General features: G+C 63.8%; 6 protein-coding genes. 2 read left to right on the top strand and 4 right to left on the bottom strand.

All coding sequences use genetic code 11. The features are described from left to right. Window positions 1-3: 3 nt before the first annotated feature. The 4 genes from cyoB to hmpA form a co-directional block, all read right to left on the bottom strand. Window positions 4-2022: a cytochrome o ubiquinol oxidase subunit I gene (gene cyoB / locus ACF8EA_RS21285; protein ID WP_003248603.1), complete on the bottom strand. Its 2019-nt coding sequence runs from the start codon at window positions 2020-2022 to the stop codon at window positions 4-6. A 3-nt stretch (window positions 2023-2025) separates the two neighbouring features. Continuing rightward, window positions 2026-2967: a ubiquinol oxidase subunit II gene (gene cyoA, locus ACF8EA_RS21290; protein ID WP_021781744.1), complete on the bottom strand. Its 942-nt coding sequence runs from the start codon at window positions 2965-2967 to the stop codon at window positions 2026-2028. Window positions 2968-3526: 559 nt separating this feature from the next. Further along, a complete protein-coding gene (locus ACF8EA_RS21295; protein WP_021781743.1) occupies window positions 3527-4033 on the bottom strand; it encodes a disulfide bond formation protein B in 507 nt (168 codons plus the stop codon). Between the two features lie 456 nt (window positions 4034-4489). Next, on the bottom strand, window positions 4490-5668 hold the full coding sequence (gene hmpA / locus ACF8EA_RS21300; RefSeq protein ID WP_021781742.1) for an NO-inducible flavohemoprotein: 1179 nt from the start codon (window positions 5666-5668) through the stop codon (window positions 4490-4492). A gap of 154 nt (window positions 5669-5822) precedes the next feature. Here hmpA and norR point away from each other — a divergent pair, with 154 nt between their 5' ends. Next, complete coding sequence (gene norR, locus ACF8EA_RS21305) at window positions 5823-7379, top strand: nitric oxide reductase transcriptional regulator NorR (RefSeq protein ID WP_392523143.1); 1557 nt, start codon at window positions 5823-5825, stop codon at window positions 7377-7379. Between the two features lie 188 nt (window positions 7380-7567). Then, window positions 7568-21088, top strand: coding sequence for a BapA/Bap/LapF family large adhesin (locus tag ACF8EA_RS21310; protein WP_392523145.1), 13521 nt, complete (start codon window positions 7568-7570; stop codon window positions 21086-21088). Window positions 21089-21137: the final 49 nt, after the last annotated feature.

Genomic DNA, 21137 nt, shown 5'->3' on the forward strand with positions numbered 1-21137 from the left:
TGATTACACCCGCTCAAACGATTCGACACGTGCGCCGGCAGGCAGAGCACCTGCTTTGGCCAGCGCTTTCATACGCTCGCCTTCGATGCGCGCCACTTCTTCGGCCGGAACCATGTAGCCCTGGTCGTCACGTGCAGCGTGGCGAACGAAGACAGCGATGGTTGCAACCAGGCTCGCGCCAACCAGCCACCAGATGTGCCAGATGAAGGCGAAGCCGAAGACGGTCAGGAACAGGCCCATGAACAGACCGGTAGCGGTGTTGCTCGGCATGTGAATGGCTTCGTACTTGGCCGGGGCCTTGTACGCAACGCCTGCTTCCTTGGCTTCGTGCCAGCAGTCCAGGCCAACTTTCTCAGGCATGTGAGCGAAGTTGTAGAACGGAGGTGGCGAAGAAGTCGACCATTCCAGGGTACGGCCGCCCCATGGGTCGCCGGTCACGTCCAGGTTCTGGTTGCGGTCGCGGACCGAAACGAAGATCTGGATCAGCTGGCAAGCGATACCGAACAGGATCAGCACGGCGCCGACAACGGCTACGTACAGGTAGGGTTCCCACAGTGGGTTGTCGGAGTGGTTCAGACGACGGGTCATGCCCATGAAGCCCAGGGCGTACAGCGGCATGAACGCAACGTAGAAGCCCGACAGCCAGAACCAGAAGGCAGCTTTGCCCCACTTCTCGTTCAGGGTGAAGCCGAAGGCTTTCGGGAACCAGAAGGCGAAACCGGCGATGTAGCCGAATACCGCGCCACCGATGATCACGTTGTGGAAGTGCGCAATTACGAACAGGCTGTTGTGCAGAACGAAGTCAGCACCCGGAACGGCCAGCAGTACGCCAGTCATGCCACCGATGGAGAAGGTGACCATGAAGCCCAGGGTCCAGAGCATCGGTGCGGTGAAGCGCACACGGCCTTGGTACATGGTGAACAGCCAGTTGAACAGCTTCACACCGGTCGGAATGGAGATCAGCATCGTCGCCAGGCCGAAGAAGGTGTTGACGCTGGCGCCGGCACCCATGGTGAAGAAGTGGTGCAGCCATACAGCAAAGCCGAGGATGGCGATCGCGCCCGATGCGTAAATCATCGAGTGGTGGCCGAACAGGCGTTTGCCAGAGAACGTCGAAGTTACTTCCGAGAACACGCCGAAGGCCGGCAGGATCAGGATGTAAACCTCAGGGTGACCCCACGCCCAGAACAGGTTGACGTACATCATCGGGTTCCCACCAAGCTCGTTGGTGAAGATGTGGAAGTCCAGATAACGGTCAACAGTCAGCAGAGCGAGTGCAGCAGTCAGGATCGGGAACGAAGCGACGATCAGTACGTTGGCCCAGGTGCAGGTCCAGGTGAAGATCGGCATGTCCATCAGCTTCATGCCAGGTGCGCGCATCTTCATCACGGTGACGAGGAAGTTCACGCCGGTAAGCGTCGTACCCAATCCGGATAGCTGTAGCGCCCAGATGTAGTAGTCGACACCCACCCCAGGGCTGTACTGAATGCCCGCGAGCGGCGGATAGGCAACCCAGCCGGTCTTGGCGAATTCACCAACGCCCAGCGAGATGTTGACCAGCAGCACGCCTGCCAGCAGCAGGTAGAAGCTCAGGGAGTTCAGGAACGGGAAGGCAACGTCACGTGCACCGATCTGCAGAGGAACCGCCAGGTTCATCAGGCCGGTGAAGAACGGCATCGCCATGAAGATGATCATGATCACACCGTGAGCGGTGAAGATCTGGTCATAGTGTTCAGGCGGCAGATAGCCTTCGGAGCCGCCGGTTGCGGCAGCCAGCTGGGTACGCATCATGATGGCATCGGCAAAGCCGCGCAGCAGCATGACCATCGCGACGATGATGTACATCACGCCGATCTTTTTGTGGTCGACAGTAGTCAGCCACTCGCTCCACAAGTAGGTCCACTTGCGGAAATAGGTGATAAGACCGACGACAGCGATACCGCCGAGCGCGATCATGGCAAGCGTCACCATGACTATCGGCTCGTGATAGGGTATCGCCTCCAGGCTTAATTTACCGAACATCTCTTACTCCTCTGCACCGGCAGCTGGTTGCATACTCGATTCCACACCCTTGGTTGTGGCCAGATCTGTGCTGCCTGCTTCTTCGTGGCTACGACCGCGGTTCATGCCTTCGTACTTGTCGACGATCAGCTGGAACTGCTCAGGCGAAGCCTCGCTATACAGCGCGACCGGGTTGTTTTCGCTTGGTTTGGCCAAGGCGGCGTATTCGGCCTTGTCCAGCTTCTTCGGCGACTGCTTGACTTCAGCGACCCACTTGTCGAAGTCTTCCTGAGAGGTGGCAGTAGCCTTGAATTTCATGCCGGTGAAGCCAGCACCACTGTAGTTGGCGCTGATACCGTCGAACTCGCCATTTTCGTTGGCGATCAGGTGCAGCTTGGTGGTCATGCCGGCCATGGCGTAGATCTGGCCGCCCAGGCCTGGGATGAAGAACGAGTTCATCACAGCGTCGGAAGTGACGCGGAAGTTGACCGGGGTGTTAGCCGGGAAGACGATCTTGTTGACCGTGGCAATGCCCTGCTCCGGGTAGATGAACAGCCACTTCCAGTCCAGCGCGACCACGTCGATCTGAATCGGCTTAACGTCCGAATCCAGCGGACGATACGGGTCCAGCTTGTGGGTGGAGTGGTAGGTGACATAACCCAGGGCGATGATGATCAGGATCGGGATGATCCATACCGCGGCCTCGATCTTGGTCGAGTGCGACCAGTCAGGGGTGTAGGTGGCTGCCTTGTTGGAAGCACGGTACTTCCAGGCGAACGCCAAGGTCATGATGATCACAGGGATTACCACCAGCAGCATCAGGCCGGTAGCGATCAGGATCAGGTTCTTTTGCTCAATGCCGACCTGGCCCTTCGGGTCGAGCAGGGTCCAGTTGCACCCACTGAGTAAAAGCATGCCTAAAAAGGGCAATATGCCAAACAGTCTGGGGTAACGCTTTTTACTCATCTCACGACCTCTAGATCAGCTTGCTTCAATGCAATTTGTGTTTTGGTAGCCAGCACTTCGTCCTGCCAAGTGAGGCATTTCGCGCCCGTACTCACTCCTGCCTGGGGTCCGACTGCAGGACCTTGGCTTCAAGCGGGTTAGCGGTGCTTATGGTTTCGTAGGCAACAGGCCTGTACTTCAGACCAAGTCCATTTGGTGCGGGAAAACGCGGAGGGGTGTCCGCCCGGTATCGCCGTTGGGCGAAACTTGACGAAGTCAGCAAAAAGGAGCGCTGAGGCTTCCTTCAATCCTGCGACTCGCAAGCAGTGCCGAACGGAAATTGGGGGCGATTGTAGATAGGTCGCCAACCCTTGACTATGACTTATTGAGCAACAGTCTTTTACAGAATCCGTAACAATGCTGCTCAATAATTCAACTTCGCGACAGTTTGTCGCACCCCGCTTGCCAGGCCTCAAAGCCGCATTCTGCAAGGCTTCTGGATTGATCTGGATCAAGCGGTGCGCAACTTTTCCCTCTTCGCATGGAGTGCAAAAGACCCCATGCAATTCGGGACTTTTGTCTAAACCTGGCGTCGGTTGCGATAGATACCGAGCGGAACCAGGACTGCGGTCAGCACGAAGGCCACAAGCGCCCATTGCGCCAGCGACAGGCCGAGGATCGGCGGGTACGGCGTGCTGCAGAAGCCGTCGACCTGAAACGCCAGTGGCCACAGCTTTGCCAGTGGCAGGTCATCCACAATCGGTTGCAGGGTATCGATACCGCAACTGACCATGGGGTTGGCGAGTATATACACATGGTTGCCGGCCGCAACGATTCCGCCAATAGCACTGAGCACCACCAACGCTTCGAAGAAGGTCAGGCTGCGGCGCCCAGGCATCGCCGCAGCGATGAAGGCAAACACGGCAATGAACAGCAATGCATAACGTTGCAGGATGCACAGCGGGCACGGTGCCTCGCCCAGCACCACTTGCATGTAGAGGGCGCCGCCGATCAGCGAGAGGCAGATCAGGCCCAACAGCACCAGAAAGCGCCGTTCCCGATTCAGGCGCGATGTTTGTTCGTTCATTGCCGGTTCCTTCGATGGATAGTGGCAGCGTGATCCGCCTGCCTGGGCGCAAGTCTACACGCTGGGCATAGCCTGTGAGCATGCCGAGGGAGCGTCGCGGAAGCACTGCGCAGGGCTATCCAGTGTGGCTGAGACCGGCCGCAACGACGTCGGTTCAACGCCGGGCGGCAAAAAAACGGCTGCCCAGGTGCCGCGCAGGGGCAAGCCCCTCGACACCCGGGAGTGAAGGATACCGTGATTAAAGGATGATTAAGGATGAAAGCGCAGCGCCCGGTTTCATCTTTCCTTTATATATAGGCAGAAAGGTGTGCTGCAGCGGGGGGACGAGTACTTTATAAGCCTGTACCGGCCCCTTCGCGGGTAAACCCGCTCCTACAGAGACGGCACCACATTCAAGACCGGTGCAATACCTGTGGGAGCGGGCTTGCCCGCGAAGAGGCCGGCACAGGCGCTACATCACTCCAGCGCTGCCGCCGGCCCGAAGAACTCGTAGCGGCTCTGCTGCTCCGGCACCCCCAGGCCCTTCAGCTGGCGTTTGACCGCCGCCATGAAGCCTTTCGGCCCGAGGAAGTAGGCATCCACGTCACGCTCCTGCGGCAGCCACTCGGCGAGCAGGTCTTCACTCAGCAAACCCACCGCATCGGCTGCAGCGCCACCTTCCGGCTCGGCATAGCAGTAGAAGCGCTTGAGCTGTGGATGACGTGCCGCCAAACCATCGATCCAGTCCCGGAAGGCATGCACCGCGCCGTTACGCGCACAGTGGATGAAATGCACCTCGCGCCGGGTTTGCAGTGCTGCCTGCAGCATTGCCAGGGTCGGGGTAATGCCCACCCCTCCGCTGATCAGCACCAGCGGCTTGTCGCTGGCTGCCAGGGTGAAGTCCCCCGCAGGCGGGAACAGTTGCAGGGTATCGCCGACCACCAAGTCATCGTGCAGGTAATTGGAGACCTTGCCGCCCGCCTCGCGCTTGACGCTAATGCGGTATTCCTTGCCGTCGCACAGCGCCGACAGGGAATAGTTGCGGCGCTGCTCGGCACCGTCTATGTCTAGCTTCAGGCCGATGTACTGGCCAGGTTCTGCCTTGAGCACCGGCATGCCATCCACCGGGGCGAAATAGAACGAAACGATCTCGCTGCTTTCCTGCTCGCGGCGTACCAGGCGGAATTCACGCGTACCGCGCCAGCCACCCTCGGCCGCTTCCTTCTCTTTATAAAGGTTTTCTTCAGCGCCAATCAGAATGTCGGCCAGCTGGCCATAGGCCGCGCCCCAAGCGTCGATCACCGCTGGGGTGGCAATGTCCTTGCCAAGCACTTCCTCGATGGCGCGCAGCAGGCAGCTTCCGACAATCGGGTAGTGCTGCGGCAGAATCTGCAGGGCAACATGCTTGTTGATGATCTGTCCGACCAGGCCACCCAGTTGCTCCAACTGGTCGATATGGCGGGCATACATCAACACGCCGTTAGCCAGCGCACGCGGCTGATCGCCGCTGGCCTGGTGGGCCTGGTTGAACAGCGGCCGTACCTCGGGGTACTCGCTGAGCATCATCTTGTAGAAGTGGGTGGTCAGCGCTTCACCGCCGCTTTCCAGCAGAGGTACAGTGGCCTTGATGATTGCACGTTGTTCGGCATTGAGCATTGCAACAACTCCTGAGCCTGTGGCTTCAAATGACTGCCACTGCCATTACAGCAATCGTGCCAACTTTTATCGCCCGTAAAATCAGGGGCTTGATGCAGGTCATGTCAAAAAGACCTACTCCTGCGTATAGTCATATCGACCTACAGGAGTCCATATGACTACGAAACCGCTGCTCACCGCCCTGCTGCCCCTGGTCAGCGACCTGTCCCGCGATTTGCCCGACCAGGAGCGTTACCGCCGGCTGTTGCAAGCCATGCGTGGCCTGCTGCCGTGCGATGCCGCAGCACTGCTGCGACTGGATGGTGAATGGCTGGTGCCGCTGGCAGTGGATGGCCTTAGCCCCGACACTCTCGGCCGTCGCTTCAGGGTCAGCGAGCACCCGCGCTTCCAGGTCCTGCTCAGCCGCCCGGAACCCACCCGTTTCGCCAGCGACTCCGAACTGCCCGACCCCTATGATGGTTTGGTCCACGCCCCCGATGCCAACCTTGAAGTGCACGACTGCATGGGCTGCTCGTTGATGGTCGATGAGCGCCCATGGGGCCTGGTCACCCTCGACGCCCTCACCCCCGGGCAGTTCCAGAGCCTGGAGCTGGATGCCCTGCAGGCCTTTGCCAGCCTGGCGGCCGCCACCGTTACCGTGGCCGAGCGTATCGAGCACCTGGCCCTGCGCGCCGAAGACGAACACCACCGCGCCGAGCTCTACCGCCAGGCCAGCGGCCAGGATAGAGAGCTGATTGGCCAGAGCCCTGCGCACAAACGCCTGGTGGAAGAAATTCGTCTGGTCGGCGCCAGCGACCTGACCGTGCTGATCACCGGCGAAACCGGGGTCGGCAAGGAGCTGGTGGCCCAGGCCCTGCACCAGGCAAGTAGCCGTGCCGACAAGCCGCTGGTCAGCCTCAACTGCGCCGCCCTGCCCGACACCTTGGTGGAAAGCGAACTGTTCGGCCATGTGCGCGGCGCCTTCACCGGTGCGCATGGCGAGCGCCGCGGCAAGTTCGAGCTGGCCAACGGCGGCACGCTGTTCCTCGACGAAGTGGGCGAACTGCCGCTGACGGTGCAGGCCAAGCTGTTACGCGTGCTGCAAAGCGGCCAGCTGCAACGCCTGGGTTCGGACCGCGAGCACCGGGTCGACGTGCGCCTGATCGCCGCGACCAATCGCGACCTGGCTGCCGAGGTGCGTACGGGCAACTTCCGCGCCGACTTCTACCACCGCCTCAGTGTATACCCGCTGCACGTGCCACCATTGCGCGAACGTGGGCGAGACGTGCTGCTACTGGCTGGCTACTTCCTCGAACAGAACCGTTCACGGCTGGGCCTGAACAGCCTGCGCCTGAGCCATGAGGCCCAAGCCGCGCTGATCGCCTACGACTGGCCAGGCAATGTGCGCGAACTGGAACACCTGATAGGCCGCTCGGCCCTCAAGGCGCTGGGCCAGCACCCTGACCGGCCACGTATCCTCACCCTCGACGCCATCGACCTGGACCTGCGCGTGTCGGCAGCGACGCCAGGCTCGCTGCCCTCCCCTGCGGCACCGTTACAAGCGGCCACCCCGCCTGAAGGTGGCCTGCGTGAGGCCGTCGACATTTACCAGCGTCAGGTCATCGAAGCCTGCTTGCAAAGGCACCAGGACAACTGGGCAGCAGCGGCCCGCGAACTCGGCCTGGACCGCGCAAACCTCAGCCGTTTAGCCCGCAGGCTAGGGCTTCGCTAAGGCTTCTCTACCAAAGGATTAACCCAGAAAGCCATCTGGTTGCTTCCCCACCGGCTGCTATATCTCCCTAACGACCCATTTGTCGACTGCCTGGTCGAGGCTGCGCGTACCCCCTATCAGGGCTCTGTTACGCCGGTTGTCGCCCGAATAGTCGGGCCAGGGGATCCGGATATCAGCAGGGAGCATCCATGGACAACATCGTCGTCGCCGATAAGCAATCCGAAGTCGCCACTCAGAGCGCCTGGGGCAATATCAATCTCAAAGCACCAAGCGTCGTGCAGATACCGGTATCTCCCGACAAAGTGGCCACCGTCACCCAACGTGGGCAGGACCTGATCGTTACGCTGAAGTCGGGTGAAAAAGTCACCGTCGGTAACTTCTTTGCTGCAGACCAGGCCGGGGTCGGCAGCGATATGGTCTTCGTCGGCGAAGACGGCACCCTGTGGCATGCCCAGTACGATGCGGCAGCGTTCACCGGTTTCACCTTCGAAGAAGTGGCCTCGCTGGACGAACTGGTCGCTGGCATCGGCACTGCCGGTAGCGCCATGCCAACTTGGGCGATTGCCGGGCTCAGCCTGCTCGGTGTGGGCGGCGCAGCGGCAGCGGCGGGCAACGGCGGCGGGGGCAGCAGCGGCGGTTCCGCCCCCGATACCAGCGCACCGGCCACGCCGATCGACCTGCTGGTTTCACCGGATGGCCTGCGCCTGACCGGCCGTGGCGAAGCAGGCACCACGGTGAACATCCGCGACGCCGCCGGCAACCTGATCGGCAGCGGCACAGTGGGTCCCGACGGCAACTTCAACGTGACGCTGAATGCGCCGCAGATCAACAGCGAAAACCTTGATGTCACCCTGACCGACGCCGCCGGCAATGTCTCGGCGCCTGGCACTGTCACTGCGCCAGACGCAACGGCACCACTGGCGCCGACCAACCTGGCTATCAATGAACAGGGCACCACGCTCACCGGTCTTGCCGAGCCTGGCTCGACAGTTTCCGTACGAGGCGCTGGTGGTGCATTGCTGGGCACTGCCGTAGCCGGTGCGGACGGCCAGTTCAGCATCACCCTGCAGCCGCCACAAAGTGACGGCCAGGCCCTGAAGGTCAGCGCCGCAGACACGGCTGGCAATATCTCGCCCGTTGCCAGCATCACGGCACCGGACGTCGACAACCCTGACACCACAGCCCCTGCCCAGCCGACCGATCTGGCTCTGGCCGATGGCGTCACCTTCACCGGTCGCGGTGAGCCCGGCACTACCGTGCAGGTGCGCGATGCTGCCGGCAGCCTGATTGGCTCCGGTGTCGTTGGTGCCGACGGCCTGTTCAGCCTCACCCTGTCGCCTGCCCAGGCCAACGGCGAAGCGCTGGACGTACGCCTGGTGGATGCTGCCGGCAACGCCTCTGCGCCGCTGCAGTTCGATGCTCCGGACATTACCCCGCCCGATGCCGTCGACAACATTACAGTTGGCACTGGCGGCCTGGCTCTGAGCGGACGCGGCGAACCGGGGGCCACCGTCGAAGTACGCGATGCCAATGGCACCGTGATCGGCACGGGTGTCGTAGGGGCCAACGGCACCTTCCTGATCGACCTGAGTCCGGCCGCACAGCCGGGCGGGCAATTGAGCCTGGTGCAGACTGACCCAAGCGGCAACGCTTCCTCGGCATTGCAATACGAGGTCCCGGTCACCACTGCGCCTGCCAGCCCAAGCGACCTGGTATTCGCCGAAGACGGCAGCAGCATCAGCGGTAGCGCACCTGCCGGTAGCCGTGTAGAGGTGCATGACGCCAACGGCACGCTGATTGGCAGTGTGGTGGCTGGCCCCGACGGCAGCTTCACCGTAACCCTCGACCCGCCACAGGTAAACGGCGAGGTGCTGCAAGTCACCGCCACCGACGCCGCCGGCAACACCTCCCCGGCCAGCGACATCACCGCGCCGGACATCGACGGTGGCGACACCACACCACCAGATGCCGCGACCAACCTGGTAGTCGGCCTGGCCGGCGCCCAGCTCAATGGCCGCGGCGAAGCCGGTGCCAGCGTGCAGGTGCGCGATGCCCAGGGCAATGTACTGGCCAGCGGCTCAGTCAACCCCGACGGCACCTTCCAGATCACCCTCGACCCACCGGTGAAAGATGGCAGCAACTTGCAAGTGGTGCTGATCGATGCCTCCGGCAATGCTTCTGCACCAGCGTCGGTGGTTACCCCGGACTTGCAGCCCCCGGCCCAGCCGACCAACCTGGCCTTGGCCGACGGTGTGACCCTGAGTGGCAACGGCGAGCCTGGTGCGACAGTGCAGGCCTTCGATGCCTCGGGCAACTTGCTCGGCACTGGCCTGGTCAATGATACCGGCAGCTTCAGCATTACCCTGTCGCCTGCCCAGGCCAATGGCGAAGTGCTGGACATCCGCCTGACCGATACCGATGGCAATGTCTCTTTACCGCTGCAGTTCGATGCCCCGGACATTACCGTGCCTGCCGTGGTCAGCAACATCGTCGTCGGCGCCGACGGCCTGACCTTGGGTGGTCGCGGCGAAGCCGGCGCTACCGTCGAGGTGCGCGATGCCAATGGCACGCTGCTGGGTACCAGTACGGTGACTGCGAACGGTACTTTCCTGATCGACCTCGATCCGGCTGCGCTGCCGGGTGAGCGCCTGACCCTGGTACAGACCGACCCGGGCGGCAACGTCTCTGAAGCGCTGACCTACGACGTGCCACTGGTGGTCACACCGACCAGCCCGAGTGAACTGGTTGTGGCCGCCGATGGCAGCAGCATCAGCGGTTCTGCTCCGACTGGCAGCCGCGTGGACGTGCATGATGCCAACGGCACACTGATCGGTAGCATCGTGGTGGGTGCCGAGGGCACATTCACCGTGGTGCTCACGCCGGCCCAGGCCAATGGCGAGTTGCTGGACGTGGTGGCCATCGACAACAACGGCACCTCTTCGTTGCCGGTGCAGATCACCGCACCAGACATCACCGCGCCTGCGGCGCCCAACGACCTGGCAATCAGCGGCGATGGTACCGTCGTCAGCGGCCGCGCCGAAGCGGGCAGCACCGTCCGTGTGCTGGCCGCCGACGGCACCACGGTGCTGGGCAGTGTCGTGGTGGGGGCCAGCGGTGCCTTCAGCATCGACCTCACCCCGCCACAATTGGCAGGCGAGCAGTTGCAGGTGACTGCCACCGATACCGCAGGCAACGCCTCCACGGCCGGCAGCGTCACTGCACCGAACGTGGACAACGGCGGCGACACCACCCCGCCGGAGCCCGCTACCGAGCTGGCCATCAGCAACGATGGCCGCACAGTCTCCGGGCGCGGCGAAGCGGGCGCCACCGTGGAGGTGCGCAACGATCAGGGCCAGGTGCTGGTAAGCGGCACCGTTCAGCCCGATGGCAGCTTCAATGTGCAACTGCCAACCCCGGTGGTGGATGGCTCATCCCTGCAAGTGACCCTGACCGATGCCGCCGGCAATATCTCTGCATCTGTCCCGCTGACGGCGCCCGACCAGATAGCACCGCTGCAACCAACCGACCTGGTACTGAGCAATGGCGACAGCCTGGTCGGTACTGCAGAAGGAGGCGCCCGGGTGGAGGTTAAAGATGCCTCGGGCAACCTGATCGGTAGCGCCATTGCCGGGCCGGATGGCAGCTTCAGCCTGACCCTCGACCCGCCACAGGCCAATGGCGAAACCCTGTCCATCACAGTGACCGATGCGGCAGGCAATACCTCGGTGCCGCTGAGTTACGTGGCCCCGGACATTACCGTTCCGGCGATCATCACTGATGTGGTGGCAGGCGATGGCAGCCTGGCCTTGTCTGGCCGTGGTGAGCCCGGTGCCACGGTGGAAGTGCGTGATGCCCAAGGTGCAGTCATCGGCACCGGCACCGTGGCGCCCAATGGCACCTTCGTGGTCGACCTTGAAGCACCACTGGCCGCCGGAGAGAACCTCGTGCTGGTGCAGACCGATGCCGCCGGCAATACCTCGGCAGGGGTCAGTGTGACCGTTGCCGATACACCGCTACCCGAAAGCCCGAGCGGCGTGCTGGTGACCGGCGACGGTACCAGCATTTCCGGTAACGCACCGGCAGGAACGCAGGTGCAAGTGCGTGACGCGCAGGGCAATGTTCTGGGCAGCGTCCAGGCCGAACCTGATGGCAGCTTCACCATCGGCCTGACCCCAGCCCAGGCCAACGGCGAGATACTGGATGTCGTGGCGGTTGACGGCGCTGGCAACAGCTCGCTACCGACACAGATCACCGCCCCCGATATCACCCCGCCCAACGAAGCCAGCGAACTGCAATTGAGCGCCGATGGCGGGCTGCTCACCGGTCGCGGCGAACCGGGCACCACCGCGCAGGTCATCAGCGCCGACGGTACTGTGCTGGGCAGCGCCCAGGTCGGTGCCGGCGGTGTGATCAGCGTGGTCCTGAACCCTCCGCAGACCGACGGCCAGGAGCTGGACGTGGTACTGCGCGACCCAGCTGGCAACACCTCGACCGCAACCATCGTGGCGCCCGATATCGACGGCCCGCTGCAGCCCTCCGGGCTGGCCATCGATACCGCTGGCATTCACCTTACCGGCCAGGGCCAAAGCGGCTCCATCGTCACCGTGCGTGACGCCGACGGCAATGTGCTGGGCAGCGCCACTGTGGGTGGCGACGGCCGTTTCGACGTCACCCTCAACGCGCCACAACGCAACGGCGAAAGCCTGACCGTCGAAGCCACTGACAACCTGGGTAACAGCGCAGGGCCCGTGGACTTCATTGCACCCGACTCTACCCCACCGCTAGCGGTGACCAGCCCGGCCATCGATGGCACCGGCACCACGATCACCGGCAACGGCGAACCGGGTGCCACTGTCACCGTGCGCGGGCCGGACGGCAGCGTGTTGGGCAGCATGGTGGTCGGCGCTGGCGGCGCTTTCGAAATCACCCTCGACACCCCGCAGACCAACGGCCAGGCACTGACCGTGGAGCAACGCGACGTGGCCGGCAACCTGTCAGCGGCGGTCGACTTGTCAGCACCGGATACCCAGGCACCCGAGAGCCCCACCGCTCTGGTCCTGGCTGGCGACGGCAGCAGCCTGAGCGGCAGCGGCGAGCCGGGTGCGCAGGTGACCGTGACAGGCACTGGCGGCGCGGTACTGGGCACCGCAACGGTCCAGCCCGATGGCACCTTCCAGGTAGCAATCGACCCGCCACAGCTCAATGGCCAGACGCTGTCTGTCACTCAGGCGGACAATAGCGGCAACGGCTCGCCCGCAGGCACCGTGACCGCACCTGACTTCGAGGCACCGCTGCCGGCGCAGGGGCTCGGCCTTGACCCTACCGGCACACTGCTCAGCGGGCAGGGCGAGGCAGGCAGCACCGTAGAGGTACGCAATGCTGCGGGTGACCTGCTAGGCACCATGCCGGTGAATGCAGACGGTACGTTCGAAGTGGTACTCTCCCCCGCCCAGACCAACGGTGAAGTACTGTCGGTGGTGCTGATCGATGGCGGCGGCAATGCCTCGCCGTCGGCCACTTTCACCGCTGACGACAGCACTGCGCCGGCTGCGCCTGCCGACCTCACGATCACCCCGGGTGGCAACGCCATCCAAGGTACAGGCGAAGCTGGCTCCACGGTGGAAGTGAAGCTTGCCGACGGCACGTTGGTAGGCACCGTCGTCGTGCCCGCAGGCGGCAGCTTCACGGTCCCACTATCGCCCGCCCAGTTGGACGGCCAGGCCCTGGATGTGACGCTGACCGATGCGGCCGGCAACATTTCGCAGCCCAGCCAGATCCTTGCGCCTGACATCACGCCACCGGCACTGCCCACCGACGTTGCAGTCAGCAGCGATGGCACGGCTGTGAGCGGTAACGCACCTGGCGCCAGTTCGGTGACCGTGAGCGATGGGGCCGGCAATGTGATCACCGTGGCGGTCAACCCGGATGGCAGTTTCAACGTGCCGCTGGATACCCCGCAGAACAACGGCCAGACCGTAACCGTGGTAGTGACCGACGCAGCCGGTAACGACTCGGCGCCGGTCTCTGTCACCGCTCCGGACACGACCAACCCAGAACCAGCCACCGGCCTTACCGTAAGCCCGGACGGCAGCACGGTCGGCGGCACAGCCGAGCCTGGCAGCACAGTGGAAGTCCGCAACCCGGATGACAGCGTGCGCGGCACTGTAACCGTAGGGCCGGACGGTACCTTCGTCATACCGGTCGACCCACCGCTGGCATCAGGCGAAACGGTTGATGTGGCGGTGATCGACCCTGCCGGCAACGAATCGCCTGAAGTACCACTGGCTGGCCCGACCGGTGCCGAAGTGGCCACGCCTTCGGCCCTTGCCATCAGCGCCGACGGCTTTTTGCTGACCGGCCAGGGTACGGTCGGCTCGCTGATTACCGTGACCTCCGGGGGCACCACGCTGGGCAGCGCCACGGTCGGCAGCGACGGCACCTTCCGTGTGTTCTTCCAGAGCGCCCAGCTCAACGCCCAGATCTTGCAGGTCAGTGCCAAGGCTACCGTCGATGGCCAGCCTTCGGTGCCGGCCACCGTCGTGGCCAGTGACACCACGGCACCAGACGCGCCGACACAGGTAAACCTCGACGCCACCGGCAGTACACTGACCGGCCAGGGTGAAGTCGGTGCAACCGTGCGCGTGACTGACGCACAAGGCACCGTGCTGGGGACTGCTACCGTCGGCAGCAATGGCCTGTTCAGCGTCATCTTGTCGCCGGCCGTGGCCAATGGGCAGAACCTGATCGTCACCCAGGCTGATGCCGCAGGTAACGTTTCGCTCGCGTCCACCCTGCAAGCGCCTGACCTGCAGGCACCGCTGGCGGCCAGTAACCTCAGCCTCAACAGCGCAGCCACCGTGCTCAGCGGCCAGGGCGAAGCCGGTGCCAGCGTCACCGTACGCGATGCCAGTGGTGCCATCCTGGCCACCGGCACCGTCAACCAAAGCGGCCAATTCCAGATCACCCTGCCCAGCGCGCAAGTCACCGGTAGCCCACTGCAGGTCACCCTCAGTGATGCTGCGGGCAATGTGTCCGGCCCGGCCAGCCTGGCCACGCCAGACCACACGCCGCCAGCAGCCATCACTAACCCAGTGTTGAGCCAGGACGGCCGGCAGCTTTCCGGCAGCGGTGAAGCAGGCGCGACGGTACAGGTACGCAACGCCTCAGGTGCCTTGCTCGGCACCGCCACGGTGGGCGCAGACGGTCGCTTCACGGTGACCTTCGACACGCCGCAAACCAACGGCCAGGTCATCGGCGTGACGCAAGTGGATGCCGCCAGCAACACCTCGCCGGCAATCAATGTGACAACCCCGGACCTGACCCCGCCCGCGCCGCTGTCCAACGTGGTGCTGAACAACAACGGCCTGACCCTGACTGGCCTTGGCGAAGCCGGTGCCACGGTCACCGTTCACGGCCCGGACGGGACCATCATAGGCACCGGCCTGGTAGCGGCCAATGGCAGCTTTACCCTCACCTTGAACAGCGCTCAGCTCAACGCCCAGCACCTGAGCGTTACGCAGACCGACGCGGGCAACAACACTTCCACCGCCGTGGCGGTCACCGCGCCGGACTTCACCCCGCCTGCGGCACCGACAGCACTCGCCCTGTCCAGTACCGGGCTGCAACTGACCGGTACCGCCGAGGCCGGCAGCACCGTGACCGTGCGCGATGCCAGCGGCAACGTGCTGGGCACAGCGGTAGCCGGCAGCAACGGCACCTTCCAGGTCGCCTTGAACAGTGCCCAGACCAATGGCCAGACGCTGCAGGTGACTGCCACCGACGCAGCTGGCAACGTGTCGCCGGCCGCACCTTACACCGCAGCCGACACCACGCCGCCGGCCGCCGTGACCAACTTGGCGGTCTCCGCCGATGGCGCCACCCTGACAGGCGATGGCGAAGCAGGCGCAACCGTGACCGTACGGGCACCGGACGGTACCGTGCTGGGTAGCGCCACAGTGACGGCCGACGGTCACTTCACCGTGTCCCTTTCACCGACAGCGATCACGGGTGAGAGCCTGAACGTGGTCCAGGCCGATGCCGCACAGAACGTCTCCCCTGCACAAAGCGTGACTGCACCGGGCGTACTGGCACCGGCAACACCGGACAACCTGGTACTGGCCGCCGACGGCCTGTCGGTGACCGGCACCGCCGAGACGGGCAGCACAATCAAGGTGTACGGCCCCAACGGCGTATTGCTGGGCAGCAGCCCGGTCGCCAACGACGGCACGTTCACTGTCAATCTGGGTAGTGCACAGGCCAATGGCGAAGTGCTGCAGGTCAGCGCAACGGGTACCGATGGCACCGTATCGTTGCCCGCAACCCTGCAGGCACCAGACACCACGACACCGCAACCACTGACCAGCCTGGTGTTGTCCAGCGACGGCCTGGTACTCAGTGGCCGCGGTGAAGCAGGTGCCACCGTTACCGTGCTTGGCGAAGGCGGTGTCGGCTTGGGCACTACCGTGGTCGATGCCAATGGCAACTTCAACGTCAACCTGAGTGCCGCGCAAATTAACGGCGAACAGCTCAGCGCCAGCCAGTCCGATGTGGCCGGCAACGAGTCCAACAGCGTCAGCCTGACAGCCCCTGACCGCGTCGCGCCGGATGCCGCCGACAACCTGGCTTTCGCCGGGGGTGGCAGCTTGCTGAACGGTACCGGCGAAGCGGGTGCCGCCGTGCGGGTGCTCGCCGCCGATGGTTCGGTGCTGGGCAGTGCCACCGTGCGCGCCGACGGCACCTTCCAGGTCAACCTCGCATCGCCTCAGGCCAACGGCCAACAGGTGCAAGTAGTGCTGGCCGATGCGGCTGGCAACCAGTCTGCCGCCAGCGCCATCACCGCCCCCGATACCACCCCGCCAACGGCACCAGGCGAACTGGCGGTTTCCGGTGATGGTGTCACCCTCACCGGCCGCGGCGAAGTGGGCGCGCAGGTGACCGTGACCAACCCGGCAGGCCAGGAAATCGGCAGCGCCACCGTCGATGCCAGTGGCCACTTCACCATCACGCTGAGCCCGGCGCTGGGTAACGCCGAACTGCTCAGCTTCACCCAGGCCGATGCGGCGGGCAACGTGTCGGCAGTGGCAACCCTGCAAACCCCGGACTTCACACCACCCGCCCCGCTCACCCTAGTGGTGATCAACGCCGACGGCAGTGTGGTCAGCGGCCTGGGCGAGGCCGGCGCCACAGTAATCGTCAGTAACGCAGCCGGCACCGCATTGGGCACTGGTATCGTGCTTGCTGATGGCAGTTTCAGCGTCGAACTGTCACCTGCACAGATCAACAACCAGACACTGTCGGTACTGCAGGCCGACCCGCCCGGCAACGTCAGCCTGCCGGTCAACGTGCAAGCGCCGGACCTCACGCCGCCAGCGGCAGCAACAGAGCTGCGGCTCAATGCGGCAGGTGACGAGCTGGGCGGTATCGGCGAAGTGGGCGCCATCGTGCGCGTGTACGTCGGTACCACGCAGGTCGGAACCGGTACAGTGGGCGCCGACGGAACCTTCATCGTCGAGCTGGATGCGGCGCAGCTCGATGGCCAGGTGCTGCAGGTAACACTGACCGATGCAGCCGGCAATATCTCGCCAATCAGTTCGGTCACGGCGACGGACACCACACCACCTGCCACCGTGATCGCCGTCATCAACGACAGCGGTACCCAGGTGACCGGTACCGCCGAAGCCGGCACCCGCGTCACCGTGGTCAACAACAACGGTGACCTGCTGGGCCAGGTGACGGTAGATCCGGACGGCACCTTCGTCCTTGACCTGAACCTCCCGCAAATCAACGGCGAAACGCTGACCATCATCGCCCAGGACGCCACTGGCAACCCGTCGATACCACTGGCAGTGACTGCGCCAGACCTGACGCCACCGGTACAGCCGACCGACCTGCTGCTCAACGCAGCCGGTACGTCGATGACGGGTACGGCCGAAGCCGGCAGCACCATCACGGTACGCGGCCCGGACAACAACATCGTGGGCACGGTGGAAGTGGATGAGAATGGCCAGTTCACTGTGCCGATCAGCCCGGCACAAAACAATGGCCAGTTGCTGACGGTGGTGTCCACGGATGATGCCGGCAACGCTTCGGTGGCCGTCCCTTACCAGACCAACGACACCTCGCCACCCGACCTGGTAACCAACCTGGCGATCAACAACACCTTCAACGTGCTGACCGGCAAAGGCGAAGCCAATGCCACGGTCACCGTCAGTCTCGACGGAAGCGTGATCGGCACCGGCGTGGTGGATGCCGCTGGCAACTTCCAGATAACGCTGGTGCCGGCGGCGGGCTCGCTCGCCACCCTGGAAGTGACACAGTCCGACGGTATCAATACTTCTGAGGTCGCGACCTATGTCACACCCTTGGTCGCACCACCCGTGCCGCCAACCGACGTGACCTTGGGCAGCGACGGCCTGACCCTGACAGGCAGTGCACCAGGCGGTGTGGACATTCGCGTGTACGATGCCGCAGGCAACCTGATCGGTACAGGCAGCGCAACCCTGGGCGGCTCCTTCACCCTGACGCTGGACGCAGCCCAGCTCAACGGCGAGCACATTTCGGTGACAGCGGTGGCACTGGTCGGCGGCGAATCGCAGCCGACCTTCCTGCAAGCAGCTGACATCACGCCACCGGCCAACCCGGTGGTGACCAGCCTCTCTGTCAATGGCCTGGTGCTGACCGGCACGGGTGAAGCCGGTGCCACGGTGACAGTGCGTGATGCCAGCAACAACGTGCTCGGCACGGCGGTGGTGAATGGCGGTGGCGTCTTCACCGTCAACCTGAACGCCGCGCAGCTCAACGGCCAGGTACTGAGCGTGAGCCAGGCTGACGCTGCCGGCAATGCGTCCGGCAGCACAAGCTACACCGCCGCAGACCTGCAGCCACCTGCCGCCCCTACCAACATCGCCATCGATGGCACGGGTAGCGTGCTTACCGGTAGCGGTGAAGTGGGCGCTACCGTTACCGTCCAAGGCCCGAACGGCCAGGTCGGTACCGGAGTGGTGCAAGCCAACGGCACCTTCAGCATTACCTTGACCTCGCCACAGAACGACGGGCAACTGCTGGTGGTACGCCAGGCCGATGCTGCCGGCAACTTGTCCGCCAGCACCAGCCTGACTGCTCCGGATACCACTCCGCCAGCCGCCCCGCTGGCCACCATCAACGCCAACGGCACCTCGGTCAGTGGTTCTGGCCAGATCGGCAGTACGGTCACCGTGCGCAACAGCGCCGGTACCGTACTGGGTACCGCAACGGTGGGCAGCAACGGCCTGTTCGTGGTCAGCCTGGCTGCGGCGCAGATCGACAACCAGGCGCTCAGCGTCACCCTCACCGACAGCGCCGGTAACGTGTCCACAGGCACTGCGCTGACCGCACCGGACCTGACCCCGCCTGCGGCTGCCGGCAACCTGCAATTCAGTGCTGACGGCAGTACCCTCACCGGTACGGGCGAAGTGGGTGCCACCGTAAGCGTACGCAGCGCCGGCGGTACCGTGCTGCAAACCGCAACGGTACAGGCGGACGGCACCTTCACTGTGACCCTGAGCCCGCCTCAGGACAACGGCCAGATCCTGTCTGTGACCCTCAGCGACCCGCGCGGTAACGTGTCGGGCAACGTCAACGTCACTGCACCGGATGTGGATGCCAACGCGCCGGTCATCGCCAGCGACAACCTGGCCACAGCCACGGTCAACCTGGAAGCGGTCAGCGCCACGAAGACCTACACCGACAGCTTCACCACGCTGCTGTCCGGCTTTACCAAGACCTACACCTGGACGGTGACAGCAGGCAGCACGGCCGACCCTACCCTCACACTGACCACCAACAGCGTGCTGGCACTGCTCAACAACACCAGCTTCACCCTGCAGGTGAAAGACGCCAGCGGCGCCTGGGTGACCATCGCCACCGGCAACACTCAGGGCCTGCTCGACCTGATCGTGCTGCCAATCGGCTTACAGGTGGACATCGGCGTGCTGCAAGCAGGTGATTACCGACTGACCGTGGGCAGTGGCGGCATCGGCCTGGTCACCGAAGTGAGCACCACGTTGGACATCGTCTCCACCAGCCTGACCCAATTCACCGGCACCGGCATTGCCACCTCCGGCAACGTCATTACCGACGTGGGCACCGATGGCGCGGTGGATGCCAGTGGCCCGGACAGCGCCGCCGTGCTGCAAGTACTAAAAAACGGCAGCTACGTCTCGGCCGGGACCGCCACAACGGTTCAGGGCCAGTACGGCACCTTGGTGATCAGTGCGGACGGCAGCTACACCTACACGCCCAACGGCAGCCCGAACAGTGTCGGCAAAGTAGACGTGTTCAGTTACCAACTGGTGCACCCTAACGGCCTGTCCGATACCGCCAACCTGTACGTGCGCATCGACAGCCCGCAAGCCACGGAGATCTGGAGCGACACCAACTACGGTGCACCGGCCACGGTGGTCGACGCAGTCAACGACGTTGGTAGCAGCCAAGTCACCCTGGACAACCGCGTGGACACCAGCAGCAGTACGCTGGGCTCGTTGAGCCTGCCATTGATCGGTACCCGCCAGGCCACCTACACCACCACGGTTGCCGCCGACACCACGGCCGACCTGCAAGTGGTGGTCAACTCCGCCAACCTGTTGAGCCTGCTCAACGGCACTACCATCGAGCTGCTCAAGCTCAACCCGGCCACCGGCCAGTACGTGCTGGTGCAGTCGGTGCCGGGTGGTTCGCTGATCAGCGTGCTGGGGGGCGGCGCCGGGTATACCTTCGAGAACCAGGGCGCCGGTACCTACCACGTCCGTGTCACCGCTGGCGGCATCGGCTTGCTCAGCTCCATCACCACCAGCCTGAACACCACCACAACGTACCTGACCGAGTTCGTGGTCAGTGGCGCGACAGCAGCCACCGGCAACCTGCTGACTGACGACAACATCGGTTCGGCCTTGACCGTGCTGAGCGTGCTGACAGCGGCCAACACCTACACCATCCCAGGCTACAACGGGGTGAGCGTGGCCGGCACCTACGGCACGTTGCTGGTGCATGCCGACGGCAGCTACACCTACACCCTCAACGCGGGGCTCACCTCGGCGGTGGTCGGCCAGCAAGACACCTTCACCTACGAGCTCAGCCACCCGAACGGCACTACCGACACTGCAACCCTGACCATCAACGTGGACGATGCTGCTGGCCTCACCACGACCACATCGCTGCTGGCTGATAGCGGCGACGAATCAGCGGCACTCGCCAGCCTGGCAGCGGCCAACGATGTGATCGCCGGCACCGACGGTAACGACCAGCTCGATGGCAGCCAGGGTGGCCACATCACCTTGCAGGGTGGTGCGGGTGACGACACGCTGGTGATAGTCGACCAGAACTTCGCCAGCGTCGATGGTGGTACAGGTACCGACACCCTGTTGTGGGGCGGCGGTGACGCCAGTATCGACCTGGGCAACCTGGCCGAGCGCGTGCACGACATCGAAATCCTCGACCTCAACGACATCAGCTCGGTGGCGCTCACCCTCAACCTGGGGGACGTGGTGGCAATCACCGAAACCGGTACCGACACACTGATTATCAAGGGGGACGACCAAGACTCGGTTCACATGACGGACAACTGGGCGCTGGTCGGGAACCAAACTGCCGACGGCGTCGACTATAACCAATACACGGCCCAGGAGGATCCAAGCCATCACCTGTGGGTACAAAACGGTATCCATGTGGTTTGAGGCCGCTGCAAACCCGCCGGGTGAATGCCCGGCGGCATGGACGACCAGC

Origin of the sequence: Pseudomonas sp. YQ_5, from assembly GCF_043103305.1 — a bacterium.
GTDB classification, from domain to species: domain Bacteria; phylum Pseudomonadota; class Gammaproteobacteria; order Pseudomonadales; family Pseudomonadaceae; genus Aquipseudomonas; species Aquipseudomonas putida_Y.